The following is a 17,587-nucleotide window of genomic DNA, read 5'->3' as shown; positions in this document are numbered from 1 at the left end:
GGCAGCGGGATGCTGGTGGAGCGTCGCGGCGAGGGTGGTCAGCCGGCCTTGATCAGGCTGCGCAGCGGCAGGGCGTTCTTGACCATCGGCGACTTGATGACGATGTAGCTGAAGTACTTCTCGATGCCGACGTTGCGGTCGAGGATGGATTCCATCAGCTCCTGGTAATGACCGATGCTGCTGCACATGAACCGCAGCAGGTAGTCGTAGCCGCCGCTGATGAGGTGGCATTCGAGGATCTCGTCGACACCGCGGATGAAGGACTCGAACTTCACGAAGTCGGCGCGCTTGTGGTCGGAAAGGGTGACCTCGGTGAAGACCGTCACCGAGTTGGCGATCTTGGCGAGATTGACGTGGGCTTCGTAGCCGCTGATGTAGCCGGCCGCCTCCAGGCGCTTGACGCGCTGCAGGCAGGGGCTGGGCGAGAGGCCCACGGCTTCGGCGAGACTGACATTGGTCATCCGGCCATCCTTCTGCAGTTGCACCAGGATGTTGATGTCGATGCGGTCCAGTTTTGTTGCGGCGTCCATCGTCGTTCCTCGCAGTCGTGAACGTCAGGCTAGGCACGCAGGGCGGTCTGATGCGCATGCACCAGGTCGGCGAGACTCGCGTACTCGCACCGCGTGCCATCCAGGGCCTGCCGTGAAAGGTTCCAGGGCCGCGAGCGATCACGGCGCAAGGTACACAGCGGAAAATCCACCAGGGGGTTCCAGGGGTCGTCCGGTTCGCTGCCCCTTACCGGCAGCAGATCCCCACGCGCCAGGCCCAGTTCTTCCAGGGTGTTGTCCAGCGCCAGGCGCAGATCGCCACCGCGGTTGGGGATCACGGCGGCGAACACCTCGGGCAAGCGTGCCGTGACCGCCGCGGCCTCGCCGTCATCGGGCGACGCCAGCAACACCAATCGATAGAACTTGCTCAGGTACTGCAGCGCGCCCGGCGCATCCTCGAACACCGGCCAGCACGTCGTGGCGTTTCCAAAGGCCACGCTGGCATCCAGATCGTCTTCCTGCTGCAACTCTTGCGCCAGACGCTGGTGGATACGCAGGTGCAGACTGGTCTGGCTGGCGTTGGGCGCGGCCTGGCGCAGCTCGCGGGCCAGGCGGTGATAGCTGCCGAGCAGCCAGTCGGGATGGGTGCTGAGGCCCGCCTGCGCCACAAGGGGGCGCAGGGCTTCGAGGATGCCCCCTTCGCGGTCGACGAGGGTGCCGTAGCAGGAAAAGCCTATGGCCTGGTAACGCGTGATTCTCATGGTCGGTTTCCCCTTGGCGCCGCTCTGCCGATATCAGGCGGCGTTACGTTCGACCTCAGGCTCCGGCCTGGGTGAGGGCTTGGCCGAACATGTGCAAGGCTTCGGCCAGTTGTGCCTCGGTGGTCACCAGCGGTGCCAGGAAGCGGATGACGTTGCGTTCGACACCGCACTTGATCACCAGCAGGCCCGCCTGGCGGGCGCCGTCGATGACCTGCTGGGCAAGGGCGGCGTCCGGGCTGTGGCCATCGGTGCCGACCATTTCCACCGCCAGCATGAAGCCGCGGCCGCGCACCTCGCCGATGCGTGGATGCCGCCGCTGCAGCTCGAGCAGACCGCTGCGCAGCTGCTCGCCGAGGGCGACGCCACGGGCGACCAGATCTTCTTCCGCGAATACGTCCAGCACCGCCAGGGCCGCGGCGCAGGCCAGGGCGTTGCCGCCGTAGGTACCGCCGAGGCCGCCGGGCAGGGGGGCGTCCATGATGGCGGCGCGTCCGACCACCCCGGAGAGCGGCAGGCCACCGGCCAGGCTCTTGGCCACCGTCACCAGGTCGGGCTGGACGCCGGTCTGCTGGAAGGCGAAGAGGCTGCCGGTCCGGCCGAAGCCGGTCTGGATCTCGTCGGCGATCAGCACGATGCCGTGCTGGTCGCAGAGGGCGCGCAGCGCCTGGAGGAATTCCACCGGCGCCGGGCGGAAGCCGCCGTCGCCCTGCACCGGTTCGATCAGGAGGGCGGCCACCTGGTCGGGCGCGATCTGGGTGGCTAAGACTTCGCGCAAGCCGGCCAGGGCCTGCTGGCTATCCACCCCGCGGAAGGCATCGGGGTAGGGCGCGTGGTAGATGTCACCGGGGAAAGGCCCGAAGTTCTGCTTGTAGGGCTGGGCGAAGCCGGTTAGGGTCACGCCGAGCAGGGTGCGGCCATGGAAGCCGCCGCGAAAGGCGATCACCCCCGGTCGCTTGGTATGGGCACGGGCGATCTTGATGGCGTTCTCCACGGCTTCGGCCCCGGACGTCAGCAGCAGCGTCTTGTAGGCTTCGCCGTTGCCGATGAGGGTGTTGAGGCGGCTGGCCAGCTCCAGGTAGGGCTCGTAGGCCATCACCTGGAAGCTGGCGTGGGAGATCTCCCCGACCTGGCGACGCACGGCCGCCACCACCCGTGGGTGGTTGTGACCGACGTTGAGCACGCCGATGCCGCCGACGAAATCGAGGTAGCGACGACCGTCCACGTCCCAGACTTCGCTGCCCTGGGCGCGGGCCACCACGACGGGATGGGCGGTGATGATGCCGCGGGGCACGCCTTGTTCGCGAAGACCCAGCAGGCGGTCGGTGGCTTTGGCAGCGGAATTCATGCAGCGATACTCCAGGCAGGGGCGAGAGTTCCAGCCTACGCAGGCCGCAGGGTCGGTAACGCTGAAGTTGCCGGCCCCGGCATCGTGATCGGCTGTTTTGCTTGGGGGCGGCGGCATTTTCGGTTGCCTGCCGCCAAAAGCGTTCTTAGGCTTTTCTGAAAAGTTGCCGAGGGAAGGTCAGGCAAGGCGAAAATCAGTGAGGAAGCGGAGTTTACGAGTGGTAAATGAGCATTCCGATCGGACTGGCGACCCAGCTGATTTTCAACGCAGCATGGCCGAGCGCAGGCAGTTTTCAGATAAGCCTAGGCGAGCCCGCCGAGGTGCCAGGCCTTGACCTCGAGGTACTCGTCCAGCCCCAGGTGCGAGCCCTCGCGGCCCAGGCCGGATTGCTTCACGCCGCCAAAGGGCGCGACCTCCATCGACAGGGTGCCGGTGTTGAGGGCCACCATGCCGAATTCCAGCTGCTCGCCGACGCGCCAGGCGCGGCGCAGGTCCTGGGTGTAGTAGTAGGCACCCAGACCGTAGGGCGTGGCATTGGCCAGCGCCAGGGCCTCGGCTTCGTCGCGGAAGCGGAACAGCGGTGCCACCGGGCCAAAGGTCTCCTCGCGGGCCAGCAGCATGTCCGCCGTGGCGCCGGTCAGGACCGTGGGCGCGACGAACTGGTCGCGGCCGCTGGGCGGTCCGCCGAACAGTGCCTTGGCGCCCTGGGTCAGGGCGTCGTCGACATGGCGCGCCACCTTGTCCACCGCCTGGCGATTGATCAGCGGACCCAAGGTCACGCCGGCCTCCAGGCCGTTGCCCACCTTGAATTTGGCCACCTCGGCGGCCAGCCGCTCGGCGAAGCGGTCGTGGATGCCGTCCTGCACCAGGATGCGGTTGGCGCAGACGCAGGTCTGGCCGGCGTTGCGGAATTTGCTCTGCAGCACCCCGGCGATGGCCAGGTCCAGATCGGCGTCGTCGAAGACGATGAAGGGCGCATTGCCGCCCAGTTCCATGCTGGTGCGCTTCACCGTGGCCGCGCACTGGGCCAGCAGCAGCTGACCGATGCGTGTGGAGCCGGTAAAGGACAGCTTGCGCACCGCGGGGTTGCCGGTCAGTTCGCCGCCGATGCCGGCGGGCATCCCGGTGAGCACGTTGAATACTCCGCGCGGAAAGCCGGCGCGCTCGGCCAGTTCGGCCAGCGCCAGGGCCGACAGCGGGGTGAGGTCCGAGGGCTTGATCACCACCGGGCAACCGGCGGCCAGCGCCGGCGCGGCCTTGCGGGTGATCATGGCGTTGGGGAAATTCCAGGGCGTGATGGCGGCGGCGACCCCCACCGGTTGCCGCAGCACCAGCACCCGGCGATCCCGGGCGGGGGCGGGCAGGATGTCGCCAAAGCTGCGCCGGGCTTCCTCGGCGAACCATTTGACGAAGCTGGCGCCATAGGCGATCTCGCCGCGCGCCTCGGCCAGGGGCTTGCCCTGTTCCAGGGTCATCAGCAGGGCCAGGTCTTCCTGATGCTCCAGCATCAGCGCGTGCCAGCGCTCCAGCAGGGCCGCGCGCTCGGCTGCGGGACGCTCGCGCCAGGCCGGCCAGGCCGCTTCCGCGGCGGCGATGGCGCGGGCGGTTTCCGTTGCCTCCAGCGCCGCCACCTGGGCGATGACGGCGCCGGTGGCAGGATTTTCCACGGCGAAGGTGGCGCCGTTGTCGGCGGCTATCCAGTGGCCGTCGACATAGGCGGATTCGTTGAACAGGCGTGGGTCTCGCAGATCGGGGTGCAGTGGCATGGTGGCGCTCCCAGTGGCAGGTCAGCCCCTGAGTCTAGGGAGCGGCCACGGTGGCGAATGCCGAAATGCAGGGTGCCTGAGCGCTGCCCGCGGTGTTCCTCACCGCCTCGCCGCAGTTTCTGCGGCGGCCCCCGGGCATTGCCTTTATTGCGCGTCGGTGTCCGCCTCCAGCCCCTTCACCGCCCCGTCGAGGAAGCGCGCCAGCGCCTGGAGCCGGGCGCTGCGCTGCTTGCGCGCGGGGACCAGCAGGGTGATGGGCGCGCGGTCGAAACGCCAGTCCGGCAGCAACCGGACCAGCGCGCCGCGGGCGATGGCGTCGGCCACGTCCCATTCGGAGCGCAGCACGATGCCCTGACCCTGTTCCGCCCAGCGTCGGGCCACGCTGCCGTCGTTGGTCAGCAGCGCGGGTTCGATGCGCAGCGTGCGGCGCTCCTCAGCGTGGCGGAGTTGCCAGAGCGTCACGTCTTCGTCGTTCTCGCGGATGCAGATGCAGCGGTGCCGCAGCAGGTCCTGCGGCTCCCGGGGCACGCCGTGCTCGGCCAGGTAGGCGGGACTGGCGCACAGCCAGCGCTCGTTGTGCGCCAGGGGCTTGGCGATCCAGGAGCTGTCTTCGATGGCGCCGATATGGATGACCGCGTCGCTGTCGTGTCGATCGGGCCAGGGCGTCTCGCGCAGGTCCAGTTGCAGGCGCACGCCTGGATGCAGGCTGGCGAAGCGGGCCAGCAGCGGAGCGATGCGCTGGCGACCATAGCCGAAGGGTGCCGCCAGGCGCAGGGTACCCACCAATGGCTGGTCGTGGCGGGCGAACGCCTCGGGCAGGGCGTCCAGGCGTTCGAGCAGCTCGGCGCATTCCTGGGCCAGGCGTTCGCCATCGGGGGTGAGGCTCAGCCGCCGAGCATCGCGATTGGCCAGGGCCACGCCCAGGCGTGCCTCCAGCCTGCGCAGCCGAGTGGAGAGGGCGGGCGGCGAGACGTTCAGGGCGCGCGCCGCCGCGCTCAAGGAATCGGAACGGGCCAGCAGCACCATCAGGCGCAGGTCTTCGATGGCGATCATTAATCTGAGCTGAAGGAATGAGTCAATTTGATTGAAGCACAGCTTCAGGCTGGCTGGGTACAGTCGAGCCATCGCCCATTGGTCGAGTCCCTGCCATGACCCCGTCCCTGCTCACCCTCGATACCCCCGCCGCGCTCATCGACGAGACGCGGATGACCCGCAACATCCAGCTCATGCAAGCACGCATGGACGCCCTCGGCGTACGCCTGCGGCCCCACGTGAAGACCAGCAAGAGCGAGGCGGTCATGCGCCGGCAACTGGACGCGGGCGCCGAGGGCGTGACCGTTTCCACGCTGCAGGAGGCCGAGGCCTGCTTCGCCCTGGGCATCACCGACGTGCTCTATGCCGTGGCCATCGCCCCGGCGCGGCTGGAGCAGGTGCGGGCGCTGCGGCGGCGGGGCTGCCGGCTCGGCATTCTCACCGACAGCCTGGCGGGGGCGCGCGCCATCGTCGAAGCCGGACAGCGCCATGCCGAAGCCTTCGACGTCTGGCTGGAGATCGACTGCGACGGTCATCGCGCCGGCCTGCAGCCGGACGATCCCAAACTGCTGCAGGTCGCCGAGGTGCTGCGGGCCGGCGGTATGACTCTCGTGGGCGTGCTCACCCACGCCGGCTCCAGCTACGAGTTGCACGAGACCGCGGCCTTGCAGGCGCTGGCCGAGCAGGAGCGCGCCCTCTGCGTGGCGGCCGCCGAGCGGCTGCGGGGCCAGGGCTTCGCCTGTCCGCAGGTGAGTATCGGCTCGACACCCACGGCGCTGTCGGCCCGGGACCTGACCGGCGTCACCGAGGTGCGCGCCGGGGTCTATGTCTTCCAGGACCTGGTGATGCTCAACGTCGGCATCTGCCGCGCCGACGACCTGGCGCTGAGTGTCCTCACCACGGTGATCGGCCACCAGCCGGAGAAGGGCGGGGTACTGGTGGACGCCGGTTGGATGGCGCTGAGTCGCGACCGCGGCACCCAGCGGCAGCAACGCGATTTCGGTTACGGCCAGGTCTGCGACCTGGACGGGACCTGGCTCGAAGGCGCGCTCCTGTCCGGCGCCAATCAGGAGCACGGCATGATCAGCTTCGCGGGAGGGGCGCCCGCCGATCTGGAGCAGCGCTTCCCCGTAGGCAGTCGCCTGCGGGTCCTGCCCAATCACGCCTGCGCCACCGGTGGCCAGTTCGATCACTATCACGCCGTGGACGCCACCGGCGCCCTCACTGCCTGGAGTCGCCTGCATGGCCGTTGATCCCGAATTCATTCAGACCGCCACCGCCGCGCCGCCCGGTGGGCATTACAGCCAGGCGGTGGCCTACCAGGGGCTGCTGCATGTCTCCGGGCAGCTGCCGGTGCGGCCCGATGGCAGCCACAGCGTGGCGGCGAGCTTCCCCGATCAGGCGCGCATCGCCCTGGACAACCTCTGCGCCATCCTGGCCGCCGCCGGGCGTGGGCCACAGGATCTGCTCAAGGTGACCGTCTACGTAGTGGGTATCGAGCACTGGCCCACCTTCGACCGCCTCTATGCCGGGTACCTGGGCGACCATCGCCCGGCGCGGGCGGTGGTGCCCGTGCCGCACCTGCACCATGGTTATCTCGTCGAGATCGAGGCGCTGGCCCGCGCCTACTGATCCCGGACATCACACCAGGAGAGCTCATGAACGCCTCGACCTACAGCTATCGCCCCGCCACCGCCCAGGACCTGCCGGCCGCCCACGCGCTGTCGCAACGGCTGCGCTGGCCGCATCGGGAAGCCGATTGGGCCCTGGTCCAGCGCACCGCCGACGGGTTCGTCGCCGAACACGAGGGTCAACTGGTGGGCATCGCCTTCGCCTGCCACCAGGGCGACTTTTCGTCCATCGGCCTGGTGATCGTCAGCGATGAGCAGCAGGGCAAGGGGATCGGTCGGCGCTTGATGGAGCTGTGCCTGGACGCCACGGCGCCGCGCACGCCCATCCTCAATGCCACCGAGGCGGGCGCCCCGCTGTACGCCAGCCTGGGTTTCGCGACCTTCGACCATATCCAGCAGCACCAGGGCTGCCTGGCCAATGCGCCCGCCGCGCCGGTGCTTGCCGAGTCGCGCTGCCGCCGCCTGGCGCCGGCCGACTATCCGCAGGCGATCGCCCTGGCCAACGCCGCCAGCGGTCTGCAGCGTGATCGGCTGCTGGATGAGCTGCTGCCCGAGGCGTTGCAGGTGCTGGGGCTGGAGCGGGCGGGTGGATTGCAGGGGCTGGCCCTGCTCAGACGCTTCGGCCGGGGCCTGGTGATAGGCCCCGTGGTTGCGCCGGATGCCGAGGCGGCCAAGGCCCTGATCGCACCGCTGCTGGAGGCGACCCAGGGTGAATTCGTGCGCATCGACATCCTCGCCGATTGCGGCCTGGCCGACTGGCTGGTAGCCGCCGGCCTGGCCTGCGTGGATCGCGCCCCGCGCATGGCCAGAGGCACGCCGCCACGAGCGTCGGGGACTGTCCAATCCTTCGCCCTGGTGACCCAGGCGCTGGGCTGAGTCGCGTTCAATCTTCAGGAGACACCGCCATGCTGGACGCCACGCTGCACGACCTGATCGATCCCCGGACCACCAGCCACTTCTATCTCGACGGCCGCTGGGTGCCCGCCGCCGGCCCGGAACCGGTCAGGGTGATCAACCCGGCGAATGAACGTCCCCTGGCCGACGTGGCCCTAGGCAGCGCCGCCGAGGTGGATCGGGCCGTACAGGCCGCCCGCGCGGCCTTCAGCGACTGGTCCGGTCGTACCCCGGCCGCCCGGGCCGGGCTGCTGGAGCGACTCCATGGCCTGCTGACGCAGCGCAGCGAAAGCTTCGCCCAGGTCATTTCCCGGGAGATGGGCGCGCCCCTGGCCGCGGCGCGCGCCCTGCAGGTGCCCCTGGCCCTGGAACATCTGCGCGTCGCGCGCGAGGTCGCGCTCGACTACGCCTTCGAGCGCCGCGAGGGTGAGCTGCGCATCCGTCGCGAAGCCATCGGCGTCTGCGCCCTCATCACCCCCTGGAACTGGCCGCTGTACCAGATCACCGCCAAGGTCGCGCCGGCGTTGGCCGCCGGCTGCACGGTAGTGCTCAAGCCCAGCGAATTGGCGCCGTTGAGCGCCTTGCTGTTCGCCCAGGCGGTCCATGACGCGGGGATACCGGCCGGGGTGTTCAACCTGATCAACGGTGACGGCCCCACCGTCGGCGCCGCGCTGGCCGAGCATCCCGAGGTCGACATGATTTCCATCACCGGCTCCAATCGCGCCGGAGTGCAGGTGGCCCGGGCCGCCGCCGCCACCGTGAAGCGAGTGACCCAGGAGCTGGGTGGCAAGTCGCCGAACCTGCTGCTACCCGATGCCGACCTCGAGACGGCCGTGGCCAAGGGCGTGCTGGCGGCCTTCCGCAACAGCGGCCAGTCCTGCAGTGCGCCGACGCGGATGCTGGTGCCCCAGGCCCAGTTGGCGGAGGTGGAGCGCCTGGCGGCGGCCACCGTGGCCAGCCTCGTGGTCGGTGATCCCCTGGCGCCCGCGACGACCCATGGTCCCCTGGCCAATGGCGCCCAGTTCGCCCGGGTGCAGGAACTGATCGAGAGCGGCCTGGCGGAGGGCGCCAGGCTGGTCTGCGGCGGACCGGGGCGACCGGACGGCTGCAGCACCGGCTTCTATGCCCGCCCCACGGTCTTCTCGGCGGTCACCACCGGCATGCGCATCGCCCAGGAAGAGATCTTCGGGCCGGTGCTCTGCCTGCTGCCCTACGGTTCCGTCGAGGAAGCCATCGCCATCGCCAACGACAGCCGCTATGGCCTCAGTGCCCACGTCCAGGGGCAAGACGCGGCCCAGGTTTCCGCGGTGGCCAACCGCATCCGCGCCGGACAGGTGCATCTCAACTACCCGGCCTGGAACCCCTGGGCACCCTTCGGCGGCTACAAGGGCTCCGGCAACGGGCGCGAATATGGCGTCCACGGCCTGGAGGAATACCTGGAGACCAAGGCGATCCTCGGTCACTGACGCGGATTGAACAGCGGATTGCTCCGCAATCCCGCTACCGCCAGGTCGATGAACGCCCGGACCTTGGCCGGTGCCTGGCGGCCCTCGGGATAGATCAGATTGACCGGCAGCGGCGCCTCTTCGTGGTCTTCGAGTACCAGTTGCAGCACGCCGTCCGCCAGGGCCTGGGCAATCTGATAGTGAGGTACGCGGGTGAGGCCCAGACCGCTCTCGGCCGCGCTGATCGCGGCGGCATTGGTGTTGCTGTGCAGCAACGGCTCGACCACCACCCGTTGCCCCCCGGCGAAGCGCCATTCCAGCGACGACCAGGCGCTGTGGGACACCAGGACGCGGTGATCGCGCAGCGCGGCGGGCGTCCGCGGGATGCCACGGGTCGCCAGGTAGCTGGGCGCGGCGCAGACCACCCGCCGCATGCAGCCGACCTGGATGGCGGTGAGGCCGGAGTCGGCCAGATGACCGATGCGCAGGGCGATGTCCATGCCTTCGTCGACGATGTTCACCGGCCTGTCGACGAAGAAGGTCCGGGCGCGCACGTCTGGATAACGCCCGAGGTAGTCCAGCACCAGCGGCAATACGTGCAGTTGGCCGAGGAGCAGCGGCGCGGTGATCGCCAGGGTGCCGACCGGCTTGGCGTAGTGCCCGGCCGCGGCCAGTTCCGCCTCGGCGATCTCGCCGAGGATGCGCCGGCAATCCTGCAGATAGCGAACGCCGGCCTCGGTGGGTTTCACCGAGCGGGTGGTGCGCACCAGCAAGCGGGCGCCGACCAGCGCTTCCAGGCCCGCCACCAGGCGGGTCACCGCCGGGGCGCTCAGGTGCAGATCCCGGGCCGCGCGGGCGAAACTCTCGGTCTCGGCCACCTTCACGAATACGCGCATCGCCTGCCAACGATCCATCTGCGGGGTCTTCTCAAGGGCGCCGGAGCGGCCCGGCAAGACGCCCATGGTAGTCGACCCGGCCAGGCAGGCCAGCCTAGAGATCCAGTTCCAGTGGCGCGGACCCGGCTGCAGGCCGCGCGCAACAGAGCAGGACCTGGCCGGCGGCGACCGTCGCGGCGGGTTCCTTGGCATAGGTGACCGCGCCCCGGAGCAGCCCCGTGCGACAGCTGCCACAGTGCCCCTCGCGACAGCTGAAGGCGGGCTCCAGGCCCTGGGCCTCGGCCAGCTCCAGCAGACTGCCGGAGGCAGGCGTCCACTGCGCGTGCTGGCCGGACGCCGCGAAGCACACCCGGACGGCCTCGGTGGCCGCGGCAGGCCGTACGGTCGCCGCCGTCGCCGCATCGCTGCGCGCCAGGCCGGCCGGACCGAAGGCTTCGGCATGGATACGGCCATCCTCGATGCCAAAACCGCGCAAGCCGTCATAGAGGCTCTGGGTAAAGGCCGCGGGGCCGCAGAGGTAGAAGTCATAGTCACCGAAGGGCAGCTGGCGGCCCAGCAGCGCCATGTCGATGCGCCCGGCAACGTCATAGTCCACTCCGGGAAGGGCAGCAGCGGGATCGCTCAGCACCCTGATCACCCGTAGCGCTTCCGGAGCCCTGGCCATCAGCTCGGCGAGTTCCCGGTCGAAAGCCCGCTCCGCCTGGGTCCGGGCGCCATAGAACAGCGTGACTGGCCGCCGACCCTGATGGACCGCCTGGCGCAGCATGGCCAGCAATGGAGTGATACCGATCCCGGCGGCCAGGAACACCAGGGGGCGCGCCGCCGAGACCGCCAGGGTGAAGTCGCCGGCGGGTGCCCGCGCCTCGATCAGGTCGCCTTCGCGCAGCTGGTCGTGCAGCAGCCGCGAGACCAGACCGTCGCGCTTGACGCTGATGCGGTGATGGCCGTCGGCGGGGAGGGAGGTCAGGGTATAGGTTCGGACCAGGGAGGGTTGCCCCGCCTCGGCTGTCACCCGGATCGGCAGGAATTGACCGGCCTGGTAGGGGGGCAGGGCTGAACCGTCCACCGATTCGAGGTGGAAGGAGCGGATGGTGGCGCTCTCCTGGACGATCCGGGTGATGCGCAGCGGACGCCAGGAGCGGTCCTGGGCCCTGGGCTGCAGGCGCTGCTCGGCCTCCGCCCAACTGCCGGTCAGCCGACTGCTGTCCGACTCGCCGCCGGGCTGCGCCTGCCAGCGCAACGCCAGGGCGCCGCGGCGACGGACGATACGCTGGGGGCGAAAGGTCCAGAGGCGTTCGGCGCCTTCGAAGGCGCCGATCTCGGGCGAGTCGAACAGCACCTCGGCGGTACCGCTCAGCTGCAGCAGATCACCGCGCTCCAGGTCCGCGAACAGCAGTCCGGCCCGGCCAGTGGCGACGACATTGCCCAGGGTGTTGAAGAACAGATTGCCGTTGAAGTCGGGAATGGTCAGCAGGCCCTCGGCGTCCACCCGGACGAAGCCCGGCTTGCCGCCCCGGTGGGAGACATCGACCCGTCGCTGGCCCTGCTGGTCGGCGTAGGAGGCGACGAAAAAGGCATCGGCGCCGGCAATGAGCGCGCGGGCCGACGCATCCAGGCTGGCGAGCTGCTCCCCGGGCGTGACCGGGACGGCGCCCGGTTCGTGAGCGAAGCTCAGGTCACGCAGCTGGATATAGCGCGGGCAGTTGCCAAAGCTCTGGTCCACCGTCACGCGCAGTCCCTGGGCCGTGGGGCTGAGGACGCCGTTCATGCGATTGCGGCGGCGGGTGTGCCACTCGATGCCCAGCAGGCCCACGGCCGCGCCTGCGCCCAGGCCGGCTGCTGCCGGATCCTCGCGGGCCGGGCGGGCGGCGATATCCAGGGTGGTGGACGTGGGCGAGGCGAGAAAGCCCGGCTGGCCTTCCAGGATCGTCGCCCAGGCGTCGCCGGCGGCATCCACGCTGCCCAGTATCACGAAGGGCAACTGGGCGAAGAACTGCCGATGCTGGTCGGGCATGAACGGCCGGATCACCTGCGGCCCCAGGGCCTCCAGGCGTTCACGAACGCCCAGCCGTTCCTGGATGAAGGTTTCCCCGGCGTGCCAGGTGGGTAGGGGCTCGTGCATGACCTTGACCTCCAGCGGAGAAAAGGCGTGATCAGGCCCGGAGGCCGGCCGTGGTCTCGGGAAAGGGCACGAAGCCAGGCAGGGCCTCCACCCGCTGCAGGAAGGCGCGCACCGCCGTATAGGGCGCCAGCTCCACATTGCCTTCCGGCGCTCCGGCCAGGTAGCTGTAGAGGGCAATGTCGGCGATGGTCGGGTGATCGGCGGCCAACCACTCGCGCGTGGTCAGGTGCGCCTCCAGGCGTTCGAGCAGGACATGGGCGCGGGCGATGACTTCTTCCGGATTCAGGCGGGCGCCAAATACCGTGATCAGTCGCGCAGCCGCCGGGCCATAGGACAGTTCGCCGGCGGCCACCGACAGCCAGCGCTGCACCGCGGCCGCGCCAGCGGGGTCTTCCGGTAGCCAATCGGTGCGTCCGGCCTTCTTCGCCAGGTAGACGAGGATGGCGTTGGAGTCGGCGACGACCACGCCGCCGTCCTCCAGCACCGGCACCTGGCCGAAGGGATTGAGGGCGAGGAATTCCGGCGTGCGATTGGCGCCGCCCGGAATATCGATGTCGATCAGCTCGACCTCGATCCCCAGCAGCGAGGCGAAGAGCACGGCGCGATGGGCATGACCGGACAGCGGGGTGTGATAGAGCTTCATGATCCGACTCCTGGCAGGCAGCGGGCCGAGGGGCCCGATAGGTGCTACCAGCTTGGGATCAGCGCGCTTTCGAGGGAATGGGTCTTCTGGTCAGTTCAGCATTCCGCAAAATGGAATGATCGGGCTAGGTGCTGTACGAAGCATCACCGAGCGCAGGCACATTTGGTACAGGACCTAGCGGCAGGCGAAGGCCAACACCCGCCCCAGCATGGCATCGCAATCATCCAGCTGCGCCTGGCTGATGAATTCGTCCGGCTTGTGACCCTGGGCCATGCTGCCGGGGCCGCAGACCACGGTGGGGATGCCCGCTGCCGCGAACAGCCCCCCTTCGGTACCGAAGGCCACCGTACCGAATTCACGGGACCCACAGAACTGTGCGATCCAGTCGGCCGCCTCGCTTTCGATGGCGGTATCCAGGCCGGGATAGCTCGACAGTTCGGTGAAGCGGATGGCGCTCTGGCCGCTGATGGCGCGCATGGCCGGGAGCAATGCCGCTTCGGCATGGGCCTGCAGCTGATGGATCAGCTGGTAGGGGTCCTGGGCGGGCAGGGCGCGGATCTCGAAATCGAAGGTGCAGTCCTGGGGCACGATGTTCAGGGCCTGGCCGCCGTCGATGAGGCCGGTCTGCACCGTGGAGAAGGGCGGATCGAAGCGGGGGTCCTGGCTTTCCGCTGTCTTGAGCGCCTCGCCGAGCCGGCCGAGTTCGACGACCAGGCGCGCGGCGTATTCGACGGCGTTGACGCCCTGGGGCGCATAGGCCGAATGACAGGCCGCGCCGTGCACCTGGCAGCGCATGGCCACCTTGCCCTTGTGGCCGAGCACGGGTTTCAGCTCCGTGGGCTCGCCGATCAGGCACAGCAGCGGCTTGACCGGACGCTGGGCCAGTTGGTCGAGCAGGCTGCGCACGCCAAGGCAGCCGACTTCCTCGTCGTAGGACAGCGCCAGGTGCAGCGGGCGGCGCAGGGCCGCGCGGCTGGCCGCGGGCACCAGTGCCAGCAGGCAGGCCAGAAAGCCCTTCATGTCGGCGGTGCCGCGACCGTAGAGCTTGCCGGCGCTTTCGCTGAGGGCGAAGGGGGGGCGGGTCCAGGCCTGGCCGTCCACCGGCACCACGTCGGTATGCCCCGAGAGCACGATGCCCGGCACGTCCGCCGGCCCCAGGGTGGCGAACAGATTGGCCTTGGTGCCTTCGCCGTTGTGGATCAGCTCGTAGGCTACGCCGAACCCTTCCAGGTAGCCGGCGACGAAGTCGATCAACTCCAGATTGGATTCGCGACTGGTGGTGTCGAAGGCCACCAGCCGCACCAGCAGTTCGCGGCTGGCGCTCATCGGTCGTCTCCCGGGACGCCGTAGCCGGGGGCGAGATCCGGTCGCACCGCGCGGTCGAGATAGTCCTGCAACTGGGGTTGATAGGCGCGCCACAGCGCCGCCAGCTCGCCGATGGGGTCCGTCTCGGCCCAGTCGACCCGCAGATTAACGATGGGCCAGCTGGCGTCGCCCACCACCAGCAGCGCCGCCGAATGCACCGGACCGGCCTCGCCACCGGCGGCCATGGCCGCCTGCATGGCCCGCAGCAGGCGCTCGGCAAGAGCGCCCTGGCTGGCTTCGAAGCTCTCCACCAGCGCCTCCACCACCGCGGGGCTCGCCAGCATGTTGCCGGCGCCCACGCAGTCCCGGCCGCTGCGCGCCTGGTGCACGCCGAGGGTATGGGCACCGCTGTGGTGGGCACTGCGGCCCTGGGCGTCGATGACGGTCACCTGGCGATACTCGGCGTAGCCGTCGCCGGCCAGGCTCTCGGCCAGAGCCGCGGCGGGAGCCTGTCCCGCGGCCAGTCGCTCCAGGGTACGCGGCCCTAGCGCGGGCAGGGTGATGTTCTGCGAGCTGACCGCGCCGACCCCGGGTTGCAGCCAGGGACAGCGGGCGCCCACGGCGATGCTCGACGAACTGATGGCGATGCCGAATTGACCGGTCTCGGCGCAGCGGGCGGTGAGGGAAAAGGTCATGGGGCGGCCTCAGTCGGGGATCACGGCGATGACGTCGATCTCCATCAGCCACTGGGGCTGGCCCAGGGCCGCGACCACCAGGCCGGTGGAAATGGGGAAGACGCCCTTGAGCCACTTGCCGACCTCCTGGTACACCGGCTCGCGATAGCGCGGATCGGTCAGGTAGGTGGTGGTCTTGACGATGTGGCTGAGGTCGCTGCCGGCTTCTTCCAGCAGTTGCTTGACGTTCTTCATGGCCTGCTCGGCCTGGGCGCGGGGATCGCCCAGGCCGACCAGCCTGCCGTCGAAATCGGTGCCGACCTGACCGCGCACATAGACGGTGTTGCCAGCACGCACGGCCTGGCAGAGGTCGTTGTCCAGGGTCTGGTTGGGGTAGGTGTCCTTGGTGTTGAACATGCGGATACGGGTGTGGGTCGGGGTGGCCATGCGGGATCTCCGGGTCTCGATAAGGGCGTCAGGCGCTACGCGACTGCTGGGGGTGGGCGGCCGTCTCGATGCTGGGACGGTAGTCCTGGTAGCGGCGCTGGATGGCGATCTGGTCGGCCACGTGGCGGGCGTCGTGCCAGCAGCCCCAGATGAAGGCCGAGCCGCGACGACTGAGCCAGGGCAGACCGACGAAATAGATGCCCGGCTCGGCACCGACCCCGCGCTGGTGCCTGGGCTTGCCGTTGTCGCCAAAGGTATCCACCTGCAGCCAGCTGAAGTCGGTGGCATAGCCGGTGGCCCAGATTACCGCGCTGACGCCCGCGGCCCGCAGGTCCAGTTCCTTGAGCGGTTCGCGGATGCAGGTGGCGTCCGCCACCCGCTCGCGGGCCGTGGGTTCTTCGGGTAGATCCAGGCCGTGGCGGGCGGCATAGGCGTCGGCGGCGTCGAGCAGGGCCAGGTAGTTGGCGTCGCCGGCGTCGAGATTCTGGTTGAGGTCCGGGCGGAAGCGCACCACCCCGTCGACGAAGCTTTCGGTGAGGCCCACCAGGGTCATGCCGGCCTGGGCCAGGCGGCGGAAGTCCACGGTATGGCCGCCGCGGGCGCCGCTCACGGCGATGGTCACGTGCTCGCGACCCGGCTGCATGGTCTCGGTGTCCCACAGGCCGAGCACGCCCAGCCACCAGCAGAAGTCGCGGCCGCGATAGGCCCGCGGCGGTCGGTCATGAGGACCTACCGAGAGATAGACACGCTTGCCGGCGCGCAGCAATTCCTCGGCGATCTGCACCCCGGAGGAGCCGGCGCCCACCACCAGCACCGCGCCTTCGGGCAATTGTTGCGGATTGAAATAATGGGCGGAGTGGATCTGGTAGAGGCGCTCGTCCGTTGGTGCGATGGCCGGGATCACCGGCTTCTGGAAGGGACCGGTGGCCACCACCACGCGCTGGGCTTTCAGGCTGCCGGCCGAGGTTTCCACCACAAAGCCAGCCTGGCCGGCCTGGCGGGTCACCCGGGTGACGGCGACGCCGGTGCGAATGGGCGCGCCGATCTGCCGGGCATAGGTCTCGAAGTAGGCGGCGATCTCGTCCTTGCCGGGAAAGCCGTCCGGCGCCGTCTGGAATTCCAGGCCGGGGAAGCGGTCGTGCCAGGCCGGGCCGTTGGCCACCAGGGAATCCCAGCGACCGGTGCGCCAGGCTTCGGCGATGCGGTTCTTTTCCAGCACCAGGTGCTCGATGCCGAGCCGTCCCAGGTGCTCGCTCATGGCGACGCCGGCTTGGCCAGCGCCTATCACCAGGGTGTCGATCGTGGTCGGTAATGTGGACATGAGGGTACCCTTCGGCCGCGCGGCGGGGTGCGGCCGTCATCTAAGCAGTAGGAAGGCGGAGCGCGCAGGCTCCGCGGCGATCAATCCAGCACGGAAGGGTCCTGCTGGATCATCAGTTCTTTCATCTCGGCAAAGTGCTGCTCGGAGAAGTCGGTGATGCCTTCCCAGGCCCGCGCGGTCTTCTCGGCGACCTCGGCGGAGAGCACCTTGAGCGGCTGGCCGGTGGACCAGGCGGTGACCAGGATCTGGCAGGCGCGCTCCAGGGTCCAGATATCGTCGAAGGCCTGGCCGATGGTGGGGGCGATCACCATGACGCCGTGGTTGCCCATCAGCAGCCGCTGCTTGCCATCCAGCAAACTGGCCAGGCGCGCACCCTCGGCCTCGGTATCGGCCATGCCGCCATAGAGTTCGTCCACCGCCAGGCGCTTGAAGTAGCGCGCGGTGTTCTGGTCGATGGGCGGTACCTCGGGCTTGGCCAGGCAGGCCACCGCCGTGGTGTACACCGGGTGCAGGTGCAGCACCACCCGGGCCTCCGGCAGCCGGCGATGGATCTGCCCGTGGATCGACCAGGCCGTGCTGTCCACCTCGGGCCGCTCGGCGCCTCGGGGATCGTCCGCGTCGAGCAGCAGCAGATCACTGGCGCGGATGCGCGAGAAGTGCTTCCACTTGGGGTTGATCAGGAACTGCTTGCCGTCGGCGGAGACGGCGGCGCTGAAGTGGTTGGCGACGGCTTCGTGCATGTCGAGGTGAGCGATGACGCGAAAGGTCGCCGCCAGATCGATGCGCAGCCGTTCCTCGGGAGAAAGTGCCATGGTCG

General features: G+C 69.2%; 17 protein-coding genes. 4 read left to right on the top strand and 13 right to left on the bottom strand.

The window, feature by feature from the left end; translation table 11 throughout:
• Positions 1–38: 38 nt before the first annotated feature.
• The 5 genes from QMX82_RS08590 to QMX82_RS08570 form a co-directional block, all read right to left on the bottom strand.
• On the bottom strand, positions 39–530 hold the full coding sequence (locus QMX82_RS08590; protein ID WP_282282344.1) for an Lrp/AsnC family transcriptional regulator: 492 nt from the start codon (positions 528–530) through the stop codon (positions 39–41).
• 29 nt (positions 531–559) lie between these two features.
• Positions 560–1,249, bottom strand: a complete 690-nt coding sequence (locus QMX82_RS08585) for a hypothetical protein (RefSeq protein WP_208691161.1) — start codon at positions 1,247–1,249, stop codon at positions 560–562.
• A 55-nt stretch (positions 1,250–1,304) separates the two neighbouring features.
• A complete protein-coding gene (gene gabT / locus QMX82_RS08580) occupies positions 1,305–2,594 on the bottom strand; it encodes a 4-aminobutyrate--2-oxoglutarate transaminase (protein ID WP_282282342.1) in 1,290 nt (429 codons plus the stop codon).
• A gap of 302 nt (positions 2,595–2,896) precedes the next feature.
• Entirely contained in the window at positions 2,897–4,360 is a 1,464-nt protein-coding gene (locus tag QMX82_RS08575; RefSeq protein WP_282282341.1) for an NAD-dependent succinate-semialdehyde dehydrogenase, read from the bottom strand.
• A 144-nt stretch (positions 4,361–4,504) separates the two neighbouring features.
• Positions 4,505–5,413: a LysR family transcriptional regulator gene (locus QMX82_RS08570; protein ID WP_282282340.1), complete on the bottom strand. Its 909-nt coding sequence runs from the start codon at positions 5,411–5,413 to the stop codon at positions 4,505–4,507.
• 95 nt (positions 5,414–5,508) lie between these two features.
• Between QMX82_RS08570 and QMX82_RS08565 the strand changes: the two genes are divergently transcribed.
• Genes QMX82_RS08565 through QMX82_RS08550 form a run of 4 tightly spaced genes read left to right on the top strand, consistent with a single transcriptional unit; the run spans position 5,509 to position 9,383 of the window.
• Complete coding sequence (locus tag QMX82_RS08565; protein ID WP_208691165.1) at positions 5,509–6,645, top strand: alanine racemase; 1,137 nt, start codon at positions 5,509–5,511, stop codon at positions 6,643–6,645.
• Positions 6,635–7,024: a RidA family protein gene (locus tag QMX82_RS08560; RefSeq protein WP_208691166.1), complete on the top strand. Its 390-nt coding sequence runs from the start codon at positions 6,635–6,637 to the stop codon at positions 7,022–7,024. The genes QMX82_RS08565 and QMX82_RS08560 overlap by 11 nt, the downstream gene beginning before the upstream one ends.
• A 26-nt stretch (positions 7,025–7,050) precedes the next feature.
• The gene (locus QMX82_RS08555; protein ID WP_208691167.1) at positions 7,051–7,899 is read left to right on the top strand and encodes a GNAT family N-acetyltransferase; all 849 of its coding nucleotides are present in this window, start codon (positions 7,051–7,053) and stop codon (positions 7,897–7,899) included.
• 29 nt (positions 7,900–7,928) lie between these two features.
• On the top strand, positions 7,929–9,383 hold the full coding sequence (locus QMX82_RS08550) for an aldehyde dehydrogenase family protein (protein ID WP_208691168.1): 1,455 nt from the start codon (positions 7,929–7,931) through the stop codon (positions 9,381–9,383).
• On the opposite strand, the gene QMX82_RS08545 is transcribed toward QMX82_RS08550, so the two are convergent.
• The 8 genes from QMX82_RS08545 to QMX82_RS08510 all read right to left on the bottom strand — a co-directional run bounded on the left by QMX82_RS08545 (position 9,377) and on the right by QMX82_RS08510 (position 17,582).
• Positions 9,377–10,276 carry a LysR family transcriptional regulator gene (locus QMX82_RS08545; RefSeq protein WP_208691169.1) on the bottom strand — a complete coding sequence of 300 codons (900 nt, stop codon included), beginning with the start codon at positions 10,274–10,276 and terminating at the stop codon, positions 9,377–9,379. The genes QMX82_RS08550 and QMX82_RS08545 overlap by 7 nt on opposite strands.
• Positions 10,277–10,352: 76 nt before the next feature.
• Positions 10,353–12,380, bottom strand: coding sequence for a 2Fe-2S iron-sulfur cluster-binding protein (locus QMX82_RS08540; protein ID WP_282282328.1), 2,028 nt, complete (start codon positions 12,378–12,380; stop codon positions 10,353–10,355).
• Positions 12,381–12,411: 31 nt separating this feature from the next.
• On the bottom strand, positions 12,412–13,023 hold the full coding sequence (locus QMX82_RS08535; RefSeq protein WP_282282326.1) for a glutathione S-transferase family protein: 612 nt from the start codon (positions 13,021–13,023) through the stop codon (positions 12,412–12,414).
• Positions 13,024–13,197: 174 nt separating this feature from the next.
• Entirely contained in the window at positions 13,198–14,349 is a 1,152-nt protein-coding gene (gene argE, locus QMX82_RS08530) for an acetylornithine deacetylase (RefSeq protein ID WP_282282324.1), read from the bottom strand.
• Entirely contained in the window at positions 14,346–15,023 is a 678-nt protein-coding gene (locus tag QMX82_RS08525) for a DUF1028 domain-containing protein (RefSeq protein WP_282282322.1), read from the bottom strand. Before QMX82_RS08525 ends, argE begins: the two co-directional genes overlap by 4 nt.
• A gap of 9 nt (positions 15,024–15,032) precedes the next feature.
• Positions 15,033–15,449: a RidA family protein gene (locus QMX82_RS08520; protein ID WP_208691174.1), complete on the bottom strand. Its 417-nt coding sequence runs from the start codon at positions 15,447–15,449 to the stop codon at positions 15,033–15,035.
• A gap of 28 nt (positions 15,450–15,477) precedes the next feature.
• Positions 15,478–16,770, bottom strand: coding sequence for a flavin-containing monooxygenase (locus tag QMX82_RS08515; RefSeq protein ID WP_208691175.1), 1,293 nt, complete (start codon positions 16,768–16,770; stop codon positions 15,478–15,480).
• An 80-nt stretch (positions 16,771–16,850) separates the two neighbouring features.
• The gene (locus QMX82_RS08510; RefSeq protein ID WP_208691176.1) at positions 16,851–17,582 is read right to left on the bottom strand and encodes a class II aldolase and adducin N-terminal domain-containing protein; all 732 of its coding nucleotides are present in this window, start codon (positions 17,580–17,582) and stop codon (positions 16,851–16,853) included.
• Between the last annotated feature and the right edge of the window lie 5 nt (positions 17,583–17,587).

The organism is Pseudomonas sp. PS02302, assembly GCF_029959585.1.
Classification (GTDB): domain Bacteria; phylum Pseudomonadota; class Gammaproteobacteria; order Pseudomonadales; family Pseudomonadaceae; genus Chryseomonas; species Chryseomonas aestiva.
This window is presented reverse-complemented; position numbering and strand designations above follow the sequence as displayed.